This window comes from Gordonia sp. (in: high G+C Gram-positive bacteria) (assembly GCF_049647785.1).
Taxonomy (GTDB): domain Bacteria; phylum Actinomycetota; class Actinomycetes; order Mycobacteriales; family Mycobacteriaceae; genus Gordonia.
In genome coordinates, this window is record NZ_JBARYI010000094.1 from 87,446 (window position 1) to 106,506 (window position 19,061).

1 protein-coding gene (cut by a window edge) is annotated in these 19,061 nt (G+C 61.9%); it reads right to left on the reverse strand.

The genetic code is table 11. The features are described from left to right. Nucleotides 1–19,061, reverse strand: the 3' portion of a protein-coding gene (locus WBA38_RS16950; protein ID WP_424323154.1) for a non-ribosomal peptide synthase/polyketide synthase. Its footprint extends 12,460 nt past the window's final position; 19,061 of the gene's 31,521 nt are visible here — the last part of the coding sequence; the start codon falls outside the window, past its right edge; the stop codon is at nt 1–3.

Sequence of the window (19,061 nt, forward strand, 5' to 3'; positions counted from 1 at the left end):
TCATGCCCCGCTGGCTTCGAGCCTGTCCCCAAGGGCAGCCTCAATTGCCGGGCCTATTATCTCAAGGGCTTCGGGATTCGCCATACCCAGATGGTGCGTGTCAACGTCAACGTTCACGATGGAGCCGGTAACAAACTTCCGCCAGTCTTCGACGAGGTCGACACCATCTGGCTTGTCGCGGATTGCGGTGAACAGCAGCATCGCCCCGGTGTATCTGTCAGCACGGTGCTCCGGAACCATCCGATCAGAACGTTCGAAGCTATCCATCACCCGTTGCACCTGGGCCTCGCTGAGCAGGCCCGTACCGACGATGGTCTTTCGAATGACATCTGCCACGTCTTCGGGCTTCTCAGCGCGGACTGCCTCACCGAGGTTGAACAGTTCCCGCCAGCCACCGAGAAGGTCACCGACGAGCTCTGCGCTGCCTTCCTCTTGCGGAACGTCGCCAGCACCTGCAGAGTCTCCTACCGAATCGCCCTCCAATGACCTAACAGGCGAGGCATCCATGACCGCCAGGAACTCAACTTGCTCGCCGCGGCGTTGCAGTTCCACTGCCATGGCATGGGCGACTAGTCCACCGAGGGACCACCCGAGAAGATTGTACGGTCCACTTGGGCGGACACGTTGGATCTCATCGACGTAGCGCAAGGCGAGCTCGGACACCGATTCCACCTCGTCCTCGCCTGCCGCCACCGCCGGGTCTTGCAGTCCGTATATCGGCCGATCTGCGAGGTACGGTGCCAGGCCTCCGTAGAACCAGGCCAATCCGCCAGCCGGATGGACACAGAATAGCGGCGCCAGACTTCCCTCGGTACGAAGGCCGAGCAGGACCCCGTTGTTGCCGCTGTATCCCGAGTCAATTCGTCGAGCTAATCCCCGAACGGTGGGTTCGTCGAAGATCCACGCCAACTCAATGTCTGGGGCGATCTGCTCACGCAGCCGAGCAAGCACCTGCGTAGCGGACAGCGAGTTGCCACCTAGACTGAAGAAACTCGACGTCGCCGAGACCCTCTCGATGCCAAGGACTGCGGCGAAAGCCTCCGCGATGACCGATTCTCTTTGACCGTCCGGTTCGTCGAACTCCTCGGATGAACCACTGAAGTCTGCATCTGGAAGGGATTTCCGGTCGATCTTTCCTGCAGAATTCAGTTTGATCTCGTCGACAAGCATCCACACCGTGGGCCGCATGTACTCCGGAAGAGCACGGGCGAGGTCGACCTTAATTGCGGCAAGGTCAATCGGCGCCTCCGGTGTGCCAGATAGATACGCAACAAGGTGTTCACCTCCACCGGGGGCCTGAGCCACAGTGGTCACCGCATGGACGACGCCAGCCATGCCGCTGAGGGCGGCTTCAACTTCGCCCAATTCGATTCGTTGTCCGCGAAGCTTCACTTGGAAGTCAGTACGTCCCAGGTACTCGAGTTGACCATCAGCACCATGCCGGACGAGGTCTCCGGTTCGGTAAAGTCGCTGCCCCGGCCCACCAAACGGGTCGGCAATGAAGCGTTCGGCCGTGAGGTCCGGGCGTGCGGCGTAGCCTCGCGCGAGTTGAACTCCACCGACGTACAGTTCTCCGGGCGCACCCGGCACGACTGGATGGAGTCGATCGTCAAGCACATAAGCGGTGGAGTTCCACACGGGCACACCAATGGGAACTGTTACCGCATCCGCACTGGTCTCCACCTTCGCATACGTAATCTCGACGGCGGCTTCCGTCGGGCCGTACAAGTTGTAGAGTTCGGCGCTCGCGAAAGCCGCGCGCGTCTGCGCGGCGACCGCTGGCGGCAGTGCTTCACCTGTGGTGGAAACGTATTTCACCGTCTTTAGCGCGCTGATTCTCTCGATACCGGCGATCTCAAGGAATACGGACAGCATTGACGGTACAAAGTGCACCATCGTGGCACCGGTCGCAGCAATTAGATCGCAGAGGTACCGCGGGTCGAGGTGTCCCTCTGCTTCCGCGATGATCATCCGTGCGCCAACCATCAACGGCGCATATATCTCCGGAACAGAGCAGTCGAAGGTGTATGGCGTTTTCAGCACGACCGCATCGGTGTGATCGATCGGCAATTCATCGAGTCCCCACCAGAGGCGGTTGATTACCGCGCGATGGCTGAGTGTTACCCCCTTGGGCCGCCCCGTCGACCCCGACGTAAACAGCGTGTAGGCTGCGTTTTCTTCGCGCAACGGCGCGATTCGATCGCGGTCGGTAACCGGATCCGAATTCCCAATTCCAGCTGCGATCGCACGTTCGGCGTCGACGGTGAGGACAACAATGTCCGAGCCGATACCGGCCATCGGTGACGCCAGCGCGCCGTCACCGGAGATGAGGACCAGATTCGCGCCAGCCGTCGCAAGCATGTACTGCACTCGCTCAGTTGGCGCATCCGGATCAATCGGCACGTAGGCGCCGCCAGCCGCACCGATCGCGTGGATCGCCAGCACCATGTCGACTGATCGCGGCATACACACCGCGACGGCAGAGTCAGGCCCGATCCCCTCGGCAATCAATCGTCGTGCGAAATAGCTGACCCCGCCAGCAAACTCCGAATACGAAATTGAACGACCAGAGAATTCCAAAGCCGACGCCGCCGGGGTTCGGGCCGCTTGCGCGTACAGCAGATCGGGCAAGACCGATGGGGCTATCGGCCGCGTGCATCCCTCGCTGACACCGGTGGTCTCAGAGCTTTCGTCTGCGGTCCGCAGGTCGACGTCACCGACTGCCCGGGACGGATCCAGAGTGAGTTGGTCGAGCACTGTGACCAGCCGATTCGCGAAGCGCGATGCTGTCACTTCGTCGAACATGTCCACCGCGTAGATGACGGAGCCCTCCCACTCGGCCCCCTCTGGTCCGGTCCACAACCCGACAGTCAAGTCCACCTGCGCGACTGGGTCGCCCGGGTCCATTGACGATATCTGCAAGCCCGCAACCTCAAGCTCTGCGGAGTCGTTGGCACCGAGTCCCGCCCCATCTTGGTTGAACGAGAGCTGCACTTGCATTAGCGGGGCGAACGCCTGCGAACGGACCGGATTCAGCCGCTCTACGATCTGCTCGAACGGCACGTCAGCGTGAGCAAAAGCATCGAGATCAACTTGCCGCACTTGCCTTACTAAATCGTCGAACCGTGTCGAGTTGGCGACTTGGGTTCGCAGAACCAGGGTGTTCACGAACATCCCGATCATGTCGTCCAGCACTGCCTGTCCGCGTCCGCCGACGTGCGTGCCCACCGCGATATCGTCCGTTGCTGACAATCGAGCAAGGACCACGGCCAGGGCCGCGTGGACCACCATAAACGGCGTCGCACCGAGCACGGTCGCGACATCATTCACGCGGCGAACAACATCTGCGGTGAGGCTGAACTTCACTCTCGCGCCTCGCATACTCGCGACCGCTGGCCGTGGTCGATCGGATGGCAGCTCAAGTACGTCAGGCAGACCACTCAGTTGCAGGAGCCAGTAGTCCAACTGCTTCCTGACGAGGGAATCGGGGTCGTCGATCGAGCCGAACTCGCGGTGTTGCCATAGCGCGTAGTCCGCGAATTGGACCGCTCGGGGCGCCCACCCGGGTTCCTGACCGGCTGCTCGCGCCGAATACGCGGAAATCACCTCGGTCAGCAAGGGCGCAAGCGACTGCCCGTCGCCAGCAATGTGGTGGATTACAACCAGTAGGTACGAGCCGCCAGACCGTTCACGCAGCACCCGCACCCTGATCGGTAGATCGGATCCAACATCGAATCCGCGATGTACCGACGCAAGGAATTCATCCATTGCATCGATCTCGGCGAAATCGAGTAGCTCACCGATCTCGTCGACTCGACGAATCTGCTGATGCCCGGCACCATGCTCGTCAGTGGCGTAGGTCGTCCGCAGAATTTCGTTGCGACGGATCAGATCGACGACGGCATGTTGCAGCGCCTCGATGTCAAGTTCACCCGCAATGCTCACCGCCAGCGGGATGTTGTACGCCGCGGAATCTGGCTCGAGCTGATTGATGAACCACATCCGTTGCTGCGCGAACGAAAGCGGAACCACAGCGGGCCGGGGGTCAACGGCGACGACCGCCGCCAGACCTCGGCCGCGGCCGCGAACAGCGGCAACTAGTGATCGAACGTTGGGAGCGTCAAAGACATCTCGAACAGAAACCTCAACCCCCAACGCATCGGCGACGCGGGCCGAGAGGCGCGCGGCGAGAAGCGAGTTGCCGCCGAGCTCGAAGAACGACGCGGTAACCCCAACGTCGTCTCGTCCGAGGAGATCGGCGAAGACTGTTGCCACGGCGAGCTCGTCCGATGTACCCGCCCGAACGTGCTCACCCAGTTCGGCGGTTGGCAGTGGCAGCGCGGCCCGGTCAATCTTGCCGTTCGCGGTGAGTGGCAATGCTGGCAAAGCGATCACATCGTCCGGCACCATGTAGCCGGGGATCTGCAGTGCGAGCGCGGTCCGGACGCTGGCCGCGTCCACGACGGTCGTCGCATCGACCATCACATAGCCGAGCAGGCGATCACCGATCACCGGGTCGTGGGCGAGGCGCACTGCCGCAGCGGTAGCCTGCGGGACAACCGCGAGGAGCGCGGCCTCGATCTCTCCGAACTCGATACGGAAGCCGCGCAGTTGTACCTGCGCATCGCCACGTTGCAGGTACTCCAGGTCTGCACCTCGACGGCGTGCGAGGTCACCGGTTCGATACATGCGCGAACCATCTGATGCGAAGGGATCGGCAACGAATCGCGTCGAAGATAGTCCAGGCTGCCCCAAATATCCGGTAGCTAGTTGGCCACCACTGACGTACATTTCGCCAACGACGCCGTCCGGAACCGGATGGAGTCGATCGTCGAGGAGGTGAATCGCCAACGACGACAGAGGGCGACCGATAAACGAAGCATCACCCGCGCCAACCGCGCTGGGATCGATGGGACGGAAACTGACATGCACCGTAGTTTCGGTAATTCCGTACATGTTGACCAGTACCGCTTGGTCCCCGGGGTTGTCCCGGAACCAGCGACCAACCTGCTCGAAGCTCAGTGCCTCGCCGCCGAAGACCACATAGCGCAGACCCAGTTCGACGGGACTACGTCGCCGCGCTTCGGCCAGCTGGTAGAACGCGGATGGCGTTTGGCTCAGGACCGTGACCCGTTCACGGGCGAGCACAGACAGGAACGCCACCGGGTCGCGCGCCAGATCGCGGTCCACGATGACCAGGCGCCCTCCGGAGAGCAACGGTCCCCACATCTCCCATACCGAAAAGTCGAAGGCGTACGAATGGAACATCGTCCATACGTCGCAGTCCCGGAAGTCAAAGTCTTGTGCGGCACTGTCGATGAGCGTGACGACATCTCGGTGCGTCACCTCCACGCCTTTAGGGCGGCCGGTCGACCCCGACGTGTAGATCACATAGGCGCGTGAATCTGCCGGCACCGGCACCATCGGCGACACACTAGCCGTCGCATCGATAAGCGACTTAACGTCGGCGGTCGTAGCTGTCGCATCGAGGTGCGCCCACAACCCGTGATTGGCGGTCGTCGAATCAACGATGATCAACGACACCTGCGCGTCGCTGACAATGTAGGCAAGCCGCTCAATCGGGTTGCCCAAATCGAGCGGTAGATAGCCAGCACCGGCTTTGTGTACGCCGATAATCGCCGACATTAGATCCACACTGCGCGAGGTTGCGACACCAACCAGATCACCCGGCTTCACTCCGCGCGCGGTCAGCGATGATGCCACCGCGTCCGATCTCCGGTCAATGTCGGCGTAGGTAAGGTGCGTTGCTCCGGCGGTTACCGCTATTGCGTCTGTTCGCCGCTCAGCCATCTGCGAGAACAGCGATGGCAAAGTCCATCCGCTGTTCACGGTTTCGGTGATCGCGAGCGGCCGAGCATCAAGAGCCCGGAGTTCTTCCGGCGTGCGGATCTCGACATCGCCCACTGCCGCATCCAAGTCTGCGGTTAGGGCATCCAACAATCGGACGAAGCGATCGGCAAACAACGATGCTGTCGCGGTATCGAAAAGATCAGTCGCGACGATGACCGACCCTGCCCACTGCTGCGCGCTCAGCTCGACGTTCAACGTCAGATCGCGCTGTGCCGGAACTTCGGTCGGCTCCAGCCTGGTGAGGCCGATATCGCCGATCTCTACCGGTTCAATCGACTCCTGCAAAGCATTCGTCACCACGAGCATGACCTGCGTGAGCGGCGCGAATGCCTGGCTGCGGACCGGATCGACTGCTTGCACAATTGCCTCGAACGGCACATCAGAATGTGCAAATGCCGCCACGTCGCTCTCCCGCACCTGCGACAGCAAGTTCGCAAAAGATGTCGCCACGTCAACCTTCGATCGCAGCACCAAGGTGTTGACGAACATCCCAACCAACGGATCCAGGACTTCTTGTCCGCGTCCGGCAATCGGGGTCCCAACGGCCACATCGTGTTCACCGCTCAGCCGAGCCAAGAGAACACTCAGTGCCCCATGCAACACCATGAAAGGCGTGAGGTTTCGTTTGTCTGCTACGGCACGAACACGTGCGGCGAGCGCTTCCGGAATGGTGAAGTCAACACGTGCACCCCGCCCCGACGCTTGCTGCGGGCGCCGACGGTCCGCCGGAATTTCCAAGACGTCGGGCAGCCCCTCGAGCTGCCGCACCCAGTAATCGAGTTGTTGACCAACGACGGATTCCGGATCGTCCGGCGTTCCCAGGACTCGGTGCTGCCAGATCGCAAAATCAGCAAACTGCACCGGCAACGGCCGGAATCGAGGCAATTGGTTCAGTCGCCGTGCCGTGTACGCGGTCACAAGATCGCTGATCAACGGGCTCATAGATTCACCGTCCGCCGCGATGTGATGGAGCACGATCACGACGACATGATCGTCGGTCGACTGGCGGAATACCCGTACTCGGATCGGCCAGTCCTCTGCGAGCCGGAATCCACGAATCGAGGCTGCTTCAATCTCGCTCTCAGAGTCTACGACTGCCCAGTCGAACCGCTGGCCAACATCACTGATGGCATCGACCAGTTGGTACGGGGTTCCTCCCGCTGCCGGGAATCTGGTCCGCAACACCTCGTGCCGTCCAATAACGTCTACCAGCGCCTCGCGAAGCACCTCCAGCTGCAACGGGCCCGTGACTCGGAGCGCCGTCGGAACGTTGTAGGTACCGCTTGCCGGGTCAAGCTGATTAATAAACCACATCCGCTGCTGTGCGAACGACAACGGAATTCGGTCAGGCCTGACCGCTTCAGCCACGACCGGCGGCAATGCATCTCTGGCCTCGTTCGCTGACAGTCGGTGAGCCAACTGGCTCACGGTTGCTGCTTCGAAGACGTCTCGCACGGACACGACAATTCCGATTCGGTCGGCGAGTCTCGCCGCGAATCTGGCAGCGGACAATGAGTCACCACCAAGTTCGAAGAATCCAGCATCGGCGGAAATCAACGAGGGATCGAGATCGAGCACTTCCGCTGCGACATCAGCGATGACTCGTTCGGTGCCCTCCTGCGGCGCTCGGTATTCCGTCGCCGGAAGTTCCGGTGCCGGGAGCGCCCTCTTGTCCAGCTTTCCGACAGGTGTCAGCGGGAGTTCCGGCAAGACTGTGACGGACGACGGCACCATGTGAGCCGGGAGGCGAATACTCGCGAATCTCCGCAGATCCTCGACAATGGCCGAGTGGTCGGATGGCCCGTCGTTAATGAGGACGACGTACGCCGCCAATGCGGTGGCGATCGAACCGCCGACACCGACCACCACCGCGCTCCGAACGGCCGGGTGCTCGGCGAAGAGATTCTCAATCTCGCCGAGTTCGATGCGGAGTCCGCGGAGCTTGACTTGTTCATCCGACCGGCCCGAGTATTCGAGACTGAGCGCACCCGCCGGGGTCACTGTCCACCGCACGACATCTCCGGTGCGGTACATCCGACTGCCGGGTGTCCCGTGCAGGTTGGCGACGAAACGTTCAGCGGTCAAGGCGTGACGGTCAAGGTAACCGCGCGAGAGCGCTGGCCCCGACACATAGAGTTCGCCGGGAATACCGGCGGGCACCGGATTCAGTCGATCGTCAAGCACCTTTAGACTCACACCGGCGATCGGCCCACCGAGCGTTACCGGCTCTCCGACCTGCATTGCGGTGCCAATCGTAACGGCAATCGTCGTCTCCGTAGGACCGTATAAATCGCGCAATTCAGTATGCGCTGCCCAGCGGTCGGCGAGCGACTGCGGAACAGCCTCGCCTCCCGCACCGATCGATACCAAGGATGGCACCCGCGTTGGGTCCATCGTTGCTAGGACCGACGGCGTCAGGAAAGTATGCGTGATCTGGTAGTCGGAGATGAACCGTTCCAAGGCGGGCCCGCCGACCGCTTCGACGGGTCGGTACGCCAATGTGCCTGCGGCTACCGTTGCCAGCAGGTACTCCAGCACTGACGCATCGAAACTCGGGGACGCGAATCCAAGCACGACCGTTCCGTCGCTGGCCTGGAGTCGCAGCGCTTCCTGGTGCGCAAAGTTCGCCAAACCCGAATGCGACACCGCGACGCCCTTGGGGCGGCCCGTCGAACCCGAGGTGTAGATGATGTATGCCAGATTCGCGGAACCGAATGGCGCGGGCAACTCGTCCGGTTGCAACGGTCCGGCCGCGCGCTGCTCAATTGCGGCCCGGACCGCGGCGTCATCAATGCACGCCCATTCGAAGCCGTTTGACGGAAATTCACCCGCTGAAGTATCCGTCAGCCCGAGGATTGAGCCAGAGTCTTCCACCATGGCCGCCACCCGCTCGGCCGGGTAGTCGGGGTCAATTGGAACATAGGGCGCGCCGGTCTTCGCCACGGCCCAAATTGCGGTAAGCAACTGCACCGATCGACCGATCGCCAACGCCACGGGCCGTTCCACCCCAACACCTTGCTCGATAAGCCAGCGCGCAAGGCGATTCGATGCTTCGTCAAGTCCTCGGTAGGTGAGTGTACGTCCCGATCCGTCGAGAACCGCGATCCGCTCCGGCGCCCGGGTGGCCGCTGCACTAAACATGTCGGCGAGCACAATCGGATCAGATGCGGGACCACTGGTTGCAGGAAGGAGCCCGGAGATTTCTGCCTCTGCCGGGTCGATCAGGGCAATCTCACCAATCAGACATTCCGGGGCGTCACCGATGACGGTCAGTATCCGGACGAGAGTTTCCGACAGCGATCGCGCACGTGCTGGCGCGATCTGTCCGGAGAGGTACTTCAGGGTCAGGGAGATCGCTTGGCCGTCCCCGGGATGGGGTGCCGTGGATAGGGTCAGCGGGTAGTGTGTCGCGTCTGCGGCGTCCAGGCCGGTGATCTGGAGACCGTCGCCGTGCCCATTCTCGGTGCTCGCGAACTGCGCGGGATTGAGTGGGTACGACTCGTATACGAACAATGTGTCGAAGAGCGATGGATGCCCGGTCGCTTCGAAAATCGAAGCCAAACCGACATGCTGGTGCCCGAGCAACCCGGTCTTTGCACTCTGCAATGCGATCGCCGCATCCCTGACCGTGGTGTCCTTCCTGACCGTCACCGGTGAGGGCAAAGTATTAATGAAGAGGCCGATGGTCGTCGCCGCACTGGCGATCTCGGCGGGACGACCCGAGACCGTTTCGCCGAACACGACTGTCTCGGATCCAGTCAAGCGCGAGAGCAGGATCGCCCACCCCAATTGCAGCAGGGTCGACGTCGTAACGCCGAGTGTGCGGCCCACCTCGTGCAGCCTCGCCCCGGTCACCTCGTCCAATTCCGCCCGGATCTCGCGCGATTCTTCAGCAGGTGAATTCACCTCGCCCGTGCCAACGAGAGTCGGCCCTTCGACGCCTGCCAAGGCAGTGGTCCAAGCCTTGAGGTCAGCCTCTCGATCGGCCTGCCCCAGCCAGGTCAGGAAGTCGTGGTAGCCGTCGGCTGTGACCGCTGGAGCATCCTCGGTGCCATACGCCGAGTAAATCTCCCCCAGTAGCAAGGGACCGGACCAGCCATCGAGAATCAAGTGATGGTTTGTGACCACCAATCGGGCGTCATTGCCTGGCAAACGGACCAACATGAATCGAATCAGCGGAGCTGACGCGACATCAAACCGTCGATGCCTCTCGTCGGCGACCAATGCTGTCAAAGCCGAGTTCGGTTCCGTGGATTCGCGAACGTCCTCCACCACGAGTCCGATGTCGAGTCGATCGGCGATCACGCTCACCGGAGTACCGGATGAGGTGCGAACAAAGGCCGCTCGCAGGGCTGCGTTTCGGTTGACGACCGCGTTGAGCGCACGCTCCAGTCGCGACTCGTCGACGGCTCCAGCCAAGTGCAGCACAGCCTGAGTTACATAAACGTCGGTGTCATCCCCAACAATCTCGGACTGGAAGAACAGACCGCGCTGCAGTGGCGACAATGGCCACAGCGACGTATCTGGGTACCGCCGCAGAATCTCGTCGATCTCGTCCTGTCCAAGATCCTCGCCCGGAACATCCATCGGACTGGGACCAACTCGACCGTCTACGTCAGCAACGCGTTCGGCGATCCGAGCCAACTCCTCCTGCCAGGCTACGGACAACTCCGACAGCGCAGTTCGATCGAGCACTGCGGCGGGCGCTGCAAGGTGTAGGTCGAACTGCCGGCCAGCTTCGGAATGCTGCACGGAGACGTTGATTGAGACCGGGTTGAGCGCCACCATCGCGCCACCTCTGGTCGACGGGAAGACCGGACCTCCACCGATCGGATAGATCTGTGTCGCCTTCGTCGAATCTCCCGTCTCGCCCGTGACGGTCGATGTTCCGATACCCGAGAAGTTGAATCCAATTTCGGGTAGCGGGTAAGTCGCGATGCTCGATTCTCCGCCAAGGTATCGCAACGGCCCAAACGCTATGCCGCCGTCGGGTTGGGCCGCTCGTGCCTCGCGCGTGGCCTTCACGGTGCGGATAGGGTCGGACGACACCGCGACTGCTAGCGGTTCCAGCGTCGTAAACCAACCAACGGTGCGACTGATGTCGGCACCGGGCACCAGGTGTTCCTGTCGGCCATGACCTTCAAGCAGCAGGCTTACCGAGGATTGCCCGACAACTCCGTGCAGTCGGTGCACAGCCGAGGCGAGGCTCGCCACAAGCAGGTCCTCAACGCTCCCGCCGAATGCATCCACCACGTCACCGAGTGTCTGTTCAGTCAGGGTGGCAGGCACAAGCGTGGCGACCGATTCGACGGTCGACTCACGATCGCGAGTGCGGTCGAAACTTCCTGCCAAAATGCGGACTGAATGCTCGCCGGGCAACTGGCTGCGCCAGTACTCCTCCTGGTCGCCAGCAGCTTGGGCCCACTCCCCAAGGACACCGGCCCACCGCCGGAAGGAGGTACCCTCCGCTACGAGGTCAATCCGCTCGCCACTCGAGTGCTGAGCCCAAGCTGTCGCTAGGTCACCCAGGATCGTCTGCCAGGAGACGATGTCGACCGCTATGTGATGGACTGCGACGACAATTCGCCCCGAACCAGCATCGCTTCGGGTGCCAACGGCCGATACGACCACCCCGGTGCTCGGATCGAGGTGCCTAAGCGCCCGACGGTGCGCGTCAGACAGCGCCCGACTCCAACTCTCCGGCCGGTCAGCGATCCGAATGTCGTCGATCTGAACATGCGGCGGCTCGCTGGCGTTCCCGGCGACTAGTTCCCACGCGCCGTCGCGCTCGACCAATGTCGCGGCCAACATGGGATGCACTGCGGCGAGCTCACCCAACAGGGCACGCAAAGTATCGGCAGTCAAGGCCGGAGGCAAATTCAGTACAACGGCCTGCGAAAAATCGGCGAAGTCTTCTGGACTGTCTGATCGCTCAATCATCCATCGGACCATCGGCGGCAACTGCGCCACTAAGCCCTTGCCGCCACCTGCGTACTCGTCGAGCACAACTGCACTGTCGACGGCTAACCTCGCCAGGCCGCGGACGGTCGGGTTCTCAAAGATGTCGCGAGGGCTCAGCCGATGGCCTGCTGCCCGCAATGCCGATGCGAGTTGGATCGAAGCAATCGAGTCACCGCCCATGGTGAAGAAGGAGTCGGTTACCCCGACGCGGGCTTGCCCGAGAACTCCGGCGAAGACTCGGGCAATCGATGCCTCAGTTTCGTTGGTTGGTTCCACCGCCAAGCTCGTCGTCTCAATAGCCACCGGTTCAGGGAGACCGTCCCGATCAAGCTTGCCGAGGGTGGTCGTAGGCAATGCCTCAAGTGTGACGACTGTCGACGGCACCATGTAACCCGGGAGTCGGCGTTTGAGTGCGACGAGGAGTTCGTCGGTGTCGACACTTTCGCCAGCCGCAGGCACAACGTAACTGACGAGGAGCGTTCGACCGGCAGCAGATCGGCGATCAACCGTCACCGCCTGGCTCACAGTTACCTGCGCCGTGAGTGCCGCGTCGATCTCCCCCAGTTCTACGCGCTGTCCGTTGATCTTTACCTGGAAGTCGGCGCGCCCCACATATTCGAGATCACCGGTGTTCGTTCGACGAACGAGGTCACCGGTGGCATACATCCGGGTGCCAGGCCCGCCCTGTGGCGCTGCCACAAATCTGCTCGCGGTCAATCCACTGCGGTGCAGATAACCCAGCGCAAGCTGATCACCGGCAAGGTACAACTCGCCGACGACCCCGACAGGTACCGCATGGAGTCTGGCGTCGAGGACGGTTGCGGTGACGCCGGAGATCGGGCTGCCAATGGTGACCGTTTCGTCGCGGCGCACTGGGCCCGCGGTAGCCCAGACCGTTGTCTCCGACGGTCCGTAGAGGTTAACCATCCGATGTCCAGTCGACCATCGAGCTGCGAGCTCTGGAGGACATGCTTCACCTGCCACCGTCACGGTACGCAACGACGGCAAACTGTCGGGATCCATGGTCGCCAACACCGTCGGCGTCAGCACCAGTTCGGTCACCGCTCCATCGGCGATGACCCGCGCGAGATCTTCGCCGCCGTAGACCGAAGCTGGCGAGACGATCAGCGCCGCACCGCGCGCGTAGGCCCAGATCATTTCGAAGAACGCCGCATCAAAACTCGGGGACGCGACGTGCAGGACCCGACCGTCAGGCTTCGTACCAAATACTTCCGTTTGTGCTGCAACAACGTTCGCAATGCCTCGGTGCGACACCGCCACGGCTTTGGGCAGTCCAGTAGAACCGGATGTATAGATCAAGTAAGCAATGTCATCGAGCGTCGGCTCACCCAGGCGATCAGCAGCGGTCAAAGGCGCCGATGACAGATCGGGCAATCGCTGGGCGAGTTCGGTGCCGTCGATGGAAATCCACTCGCCGACATTGAGTCGCGGCAGATCCGCTTCGGTTGTCAGGCCGAAGTCGGTACCGGCATCGCGCAGCATGTGCATGACGCGATCGTCGGCCAGCGCCGGATCAACAGGTAAGTAAGCAGCACCAGTCTTCACCACGGACCACACTGCCAAGACTGATTCGACGCTGCGACTGATTCCGAGTGCGATCACTCGTCCCGGCCCCGCACCGCGCGTAATCAACTCCCGTGCGAGTTGGTTGGTCCGGGCTTCGAACTCCCGGTATGTCAGGGTGGTGCCTTCGCATTGGAGCGCCACCGATTCAAGGTCGAGGTGCCGCCGATCAAGCAACTCGATCACCGTCTCGGGGTGCGCCGACATCGCGACGTTCCCGAGCACCGGCAACGGATCCGAGGCAATCGCGAGGTTAATGTCACCGACCGCAAGGGTGGGCTGATCAACGATGGCCCGCAAGATCACGACGAGTCTCGCTGCGAATGAGGCGACGGTTTGCTCGTCGAATAGGGCTGTCGCGTAGTTGAAGAGGCCGGTGACATCCGATGTGCCATCGGCACGTTGGGACCGCGACCAGCCGAGTGACAGATCGACCTTGGCGGTCTTGTCGGGCGGATCGAGAGGGGTCACGGTGACGTCGGCAAGTTCCAGCGCCTCCAGGGCAGCACCGCGACTGCCGTTGCTCGCCTGGTAGGTGAGCCCGACTTGGAATAGCGGAGGTATCGAAAGATTGCGCGCCGGTGCCAAGACATCGACTAGTTCTTCGAACGGCACATCGGCTTGTGAGAACGCTGCCACGTCGACATCACGAATTGACCGAAGGAGACTTGCCGACGGCTCGTTGGGATCAATCCGTGTGCGCAAGACCACTGTGTTGACAAACATTCCGATCAACTGGTCCACTGCCGCGGCTCCGCGACCGGCCACTGCGGCACCAACTGCGATGTCGGTTTCACCTGACAATCGAGCCACGAGAATGCTCAGTGCGGCGTGCACCACCATGAACTCGGTAATCCCATGCTCGCGAGCCAACTGCTCAATCGCCGCAGCGAGTTCGGCATCGATGGCGAATACGTAGTCGTCACCGCGCGGATCTATAGTCGCGGGTCGCGGCCTGTCGGTGGGTAGCGCGATGGCGGCGGGTAGCCCCTTGAGTTGCTGTGTCCAGTACGCCAACTGCCTGCCGACGACCGATTCAGGATCGGTAACCGTTCCGAGGGTCTCCCGCTGCCACAGTGCATAGTCGGCCACTTGCAAAGTCATTGGCTGCAGCATCGAAGACTGCCCTCGTGAACGCGCTTCATAAGAGGCAAGGAGCGCTTCGATCAACGGACCCAGCGATTCACCGTCGCTGGCGATATGGTGAACCACAATCGCGAGCGTGTAATCGCGTTCGCCTGTCAGAGAATCATCACGGAGCAGGGCCGCTCGTATCGGCCACTCATCAGAGACATCGAAGCCGAGAGTCAGCAACCGTCGAAATTCCCCGGGGTCACCAGTAACCGTCCAGGCAAGTCGGTGATCGACCTGTTCAACGGGCGAGATGACTTGCCGAGGCGTCCCGTCGGGGTCGGCGACAAACACAGTTCGCAGGACCTCGTGCCTGCGGACCACATCGGCAACGGCCCCGGCGATTGCCACCTCGTCAAGATCGCCGGTGAGCGCCAGCAGGATCGGGATGTTGTACGCGCTCGATGTCGTGTCGAATTGGTTTATGAACCACATCCGCTGCTGGGCGAAGGTCAATGGCAATACATCCGGGCGTGGGACGACAGCTCGCAGCCGATGGCGCGCGCGGTCGTGTTCGCCGGTGCCATCGAGCAGTGCGGCAAGTTCGCGGACGGTCGTCGACTCGAAGACGTCCCGGACTCGGATCTCCGAATCGAAGGTGTCACTGACGCGCGCCGCGACCCGAGCGGCGCTGAGCGAGTTGCCCCCGATCTCGAAGAAGGATGCGGTCACCGACACGGTCTCGAGTCCCACAATCTCGGCGACGATGTCGGCGATCAGCTGTTCAGCGACGGTTGCCGGCGCGACAAGTTCCGCGACAGCGAAATCTGGAGCGGGCAAGGCCCGACGATCGATCTTCCCCGCAGCGTTCAAGGGGAGCTCATCGAGGAGCATCCAACCGCTGGGCCGCATGAAGGCCGGTAGGACCTCGCTGGCGTATGCCTTCAGCTCATCGAGATCCAGCGAACTGCCCGATACATAGGCAACGAGTTGCTGGCCGGCAGGCAGGTCAACAACGGCCGCGGCGGCGTTCCCGACGTGGGTGTGACGTGCCAACGTCGATTCGATCTCGCCCAGCTCGATCCGTTGTCCGCGTAGCTTGACCTGGAAGTCAGCGCGCCCGAAATACTCGAGTTCTCCGGCCTCGTTCCAGCACGCCAGGTCACCTGTCCGATACATTCTGGCCCCCGGCTCACCGAAGGGATCAGCGATGAATCTCTCGGCAGTGATCGTTGACCTGGCTTGATAGCCGCGTGCCACGCGGACGCCGCCGTGGTAGAGCTCGCCAACTACTCCCACGGGTACCGGCCGCAAGCGGCTGTCGAGGACGTGGGCTGACGTGTCCAGAACTGGTCGCCCCAAGGGAATCGCACCGGTAGATTCGACGACGACGTGGACCGCCGAATAGATCGTGACTTCGGTCGGACCGTAGAGGTTAAATAGTCGAACATGCGGGAGTCGCTTATGAACTGCGGCCGCCAGCCCAGGTGATAGCGCCTCACCGCCAACAGCGAGCGTTCGCACCGATGCGAAGTCCGCTAGTTGCTCATCTGTCGCGAGGTCGAGAACCGCAGCGAGGAGCGATGGCACCAACACGACATTGGTAACGCGCTCGGCACCGATCAGTGACAGCAGGTACAGCGGGTCCCGTTCCCCGTCCGGGCGCAGGATGACCGAACGTCCCCCTTCGGATACCGGCCGGAGGAAGTCAATGATTGAGGGATCAAACGTCGTCGCCATCGCTGACAGCACCGAGTCCCGCGGCCCAAATCCAAACCGAGCAAAGTCGTCGTCAATCATCGACCGCAAGGAACCGTGGGTGACGGTGACACCCTTTGGCTTGCCCGTCGACCCCGACGTAAACACCGTATACACCGCGGTCTCGGGCGTAATTGGACCGAGCCGCTCCGATGCCTCCAGCGGCGGCACAGGAAGCTCGGGCAACGGCGAATCGGCGTCAATTCGCAATACTTCGACGTCGCCCAAATTCCCGGGGAGCGTCGCGTCTCTACCGGTGATGACCACCTTCGCACCAGCGGTTTCCACGACGTATTCGAAGCGCTCCACTGTCGCTGCCGGGTCCACCGGCACGTACCGTCCACCTGCGTCGAGAATCGCGTGGAAGGCCACGGTCAACTCGATCGACCGTGGCAATACCACCGCTACTGCATCTTCCGGTCCGATCCCAGCGCTAATCAAGGCGCGGGCAACGAGCGTAACTCGCTGGTGCAACTCCCCGTAGGTCAAGGTGCGGTCGCCGTAGGTGAGGGCAGGCATTCCCGGAGTCATTAGCGCATGCTCGGTTAGCATTTCGGAAACGACCTGGTGCTGGTCGAATACACGCATCGCGGCGCGAGCACTGGTCGCGCCCGACAACAGTGCCAGACGCCGACCTTCGGTTGGAAGAACAATCTCCGCATCGCCGACTGCCGCTTCCGGCGTGCTCGTTAGCTGGTCGACAAGCTGAACAAATCGCTGCGCGGTCCGTTCAATTGTTGCCGCATCGAAGAGATCGGTCGCGTAGACGATCGATGCCTCCCAATCAGCGTCCCGCGCAGGTGCCACCGCGAACATCAGATCGACCTTTGCCGGCACATCTGACTGCTCGATCGCTGTCACTCGGAGGCCAGCTCCGCCAGCATCGGTCCCGGCATCAACCTCCGTGCCAGCCAACTCCGCTACCACGCTTCGCTCAACCGTGAGTGCCACCTGAGAGAGAGGCGCAAACGATTCGGAACGGACTGGGTCGACGGCGTCGACAACAACCTCAAACGGCACATCGGCGTGCGCATAGGCGGCCAGGTCGATTTCTCGGACACGCGACAGCAGTTCCGTGAACGATTCCTGCGTATCGATCTCAGCTCGCAGTATCAGCGTGTTGACGAACATGCCAACGAGATCATCGAGCACTCGATCTCCGCGTCCGGCGATCGGGGTGGAAACGGCAATATCATCGGTCGATGACAGCCGTGCCAAGAGCACCGACAAGGCCGCGTGCAGAACCATGAACTCGGTGGATTCCGACGCCGCCGCGATCCCGCGGATCTGCCCGGCGACGGATGAGGGAATCTCGAATCGGTGAGCGGCACCCCGCTGAGTTGAGACGTTCGGCCGCGATCGGTCGGTCGGCAGTTGCAAGACGTCCGGAAGTCCCGCCAACTGCTGAGCCCAGTACGCAAGTTGCCGACTAAATTCGGAGTCCGCATCGTCTGAGCTACCGAAACTTGACCGCTGCCACAGTGCGTAATCAGCGAACTGAACGGTTAACGGAGGCAGGATACTGGGCGAGGCACCGGCAACTCGCGCGCTATATGCGCCGACCATGTCCCGAACGAATGGAGCCATCGATTCACCATCAAACGCAATATGGTGCAGGACGACGAGGAGCACGTGCTCGGCAGGTCCGCTTGACTGCAGACGGACTCGGACGGGCCATTCGGTCGTCACATCGAAGCCTGCTGCAGCATCTGCAGCTAAGGCATCTGCGGTGTCAACAACTCGCCAATCGAGCCGATCTGCAATGTCGGCGACGTCAGCGATCGCCTGGTATGGAACTCCACCTTGCTCCGGGAATGTTGTACGCAGTACCTCGTGACGCGCCACCACGTCGCCTACGGCAGCCCGAAGCGCCTCCACGTTGAGCGGTCCAGTCAGGGCAAGCGCTAGCGGCACGTTATATGCGGGCGATTGGCTGTCGAATCGATTGATGAACCACATGCGCTGCTGAGCAAAGGACAACGGGATGAAAGCCGGTCGCGGCGATACTGCGACAACCGACCCACCGAACGCCGTCGAACGGGACGCGTTCCCGATTCGCTGCAAGAGCGCACGAACTGTCGGAGCTTCGAACACATCCCGCACTGTGACATCGGTGTGCGTGACAGCGGCGACCCTCGCTGCCAATCGTGTGGCGGACAGTGAATCACCGCCGACCTCGAAAAAGCTCTCAACGGCACTCACCCTGTCGAGGCCGAGCAGATCGGAATAGATCTCCGCGATCTGTTCCTCTGCTTCGCCTTCAGGTGCCACGAAGTCACGCCCCGAAGCGAAATCGGCCGTGAGCGCGGGGAGTGCAGTGCGGTCAAGTTTGCCCGACGCGGTCAATGGCATCGCGTCCAAGACCAGGAAGGCCGCGGGCACCATGTATCCGGGTAGCCGTTGCGACAGGTACTCGCGCAGCTCCTCAATCCCGAGATCGATACCGGCCTTCGCCACCACATACCCGCTTAAATGCGAGACTCGACCGTCGTCGGTTACTGCGATTACCGCAGAAGTTTGAACCCCGGGGTGGCCGTCGAGAACGTGCTCGATGTCGCCGAGTTCGAGTCGCAGGCCGCGCAATTTCACCTGGAAGTCGCTGCGCCCCATGTGTTCGAGGACAAGGCCTTCATCAGCAACCTCGATCCACCGAACGAGGTCGCCGGTGCGGTACATCCGCCGTCCGGGGTTGCCGAACGTGCTCGCTACGAACGACGCGGCAGTCAGTCCGGCGCGGTGCAAGTAGCCGCGAGCCAAAGCTGGCCCCGCGATGTACAGTTCCCCGACAGCACCGATCGGCACCGGGGCAAGCTGCG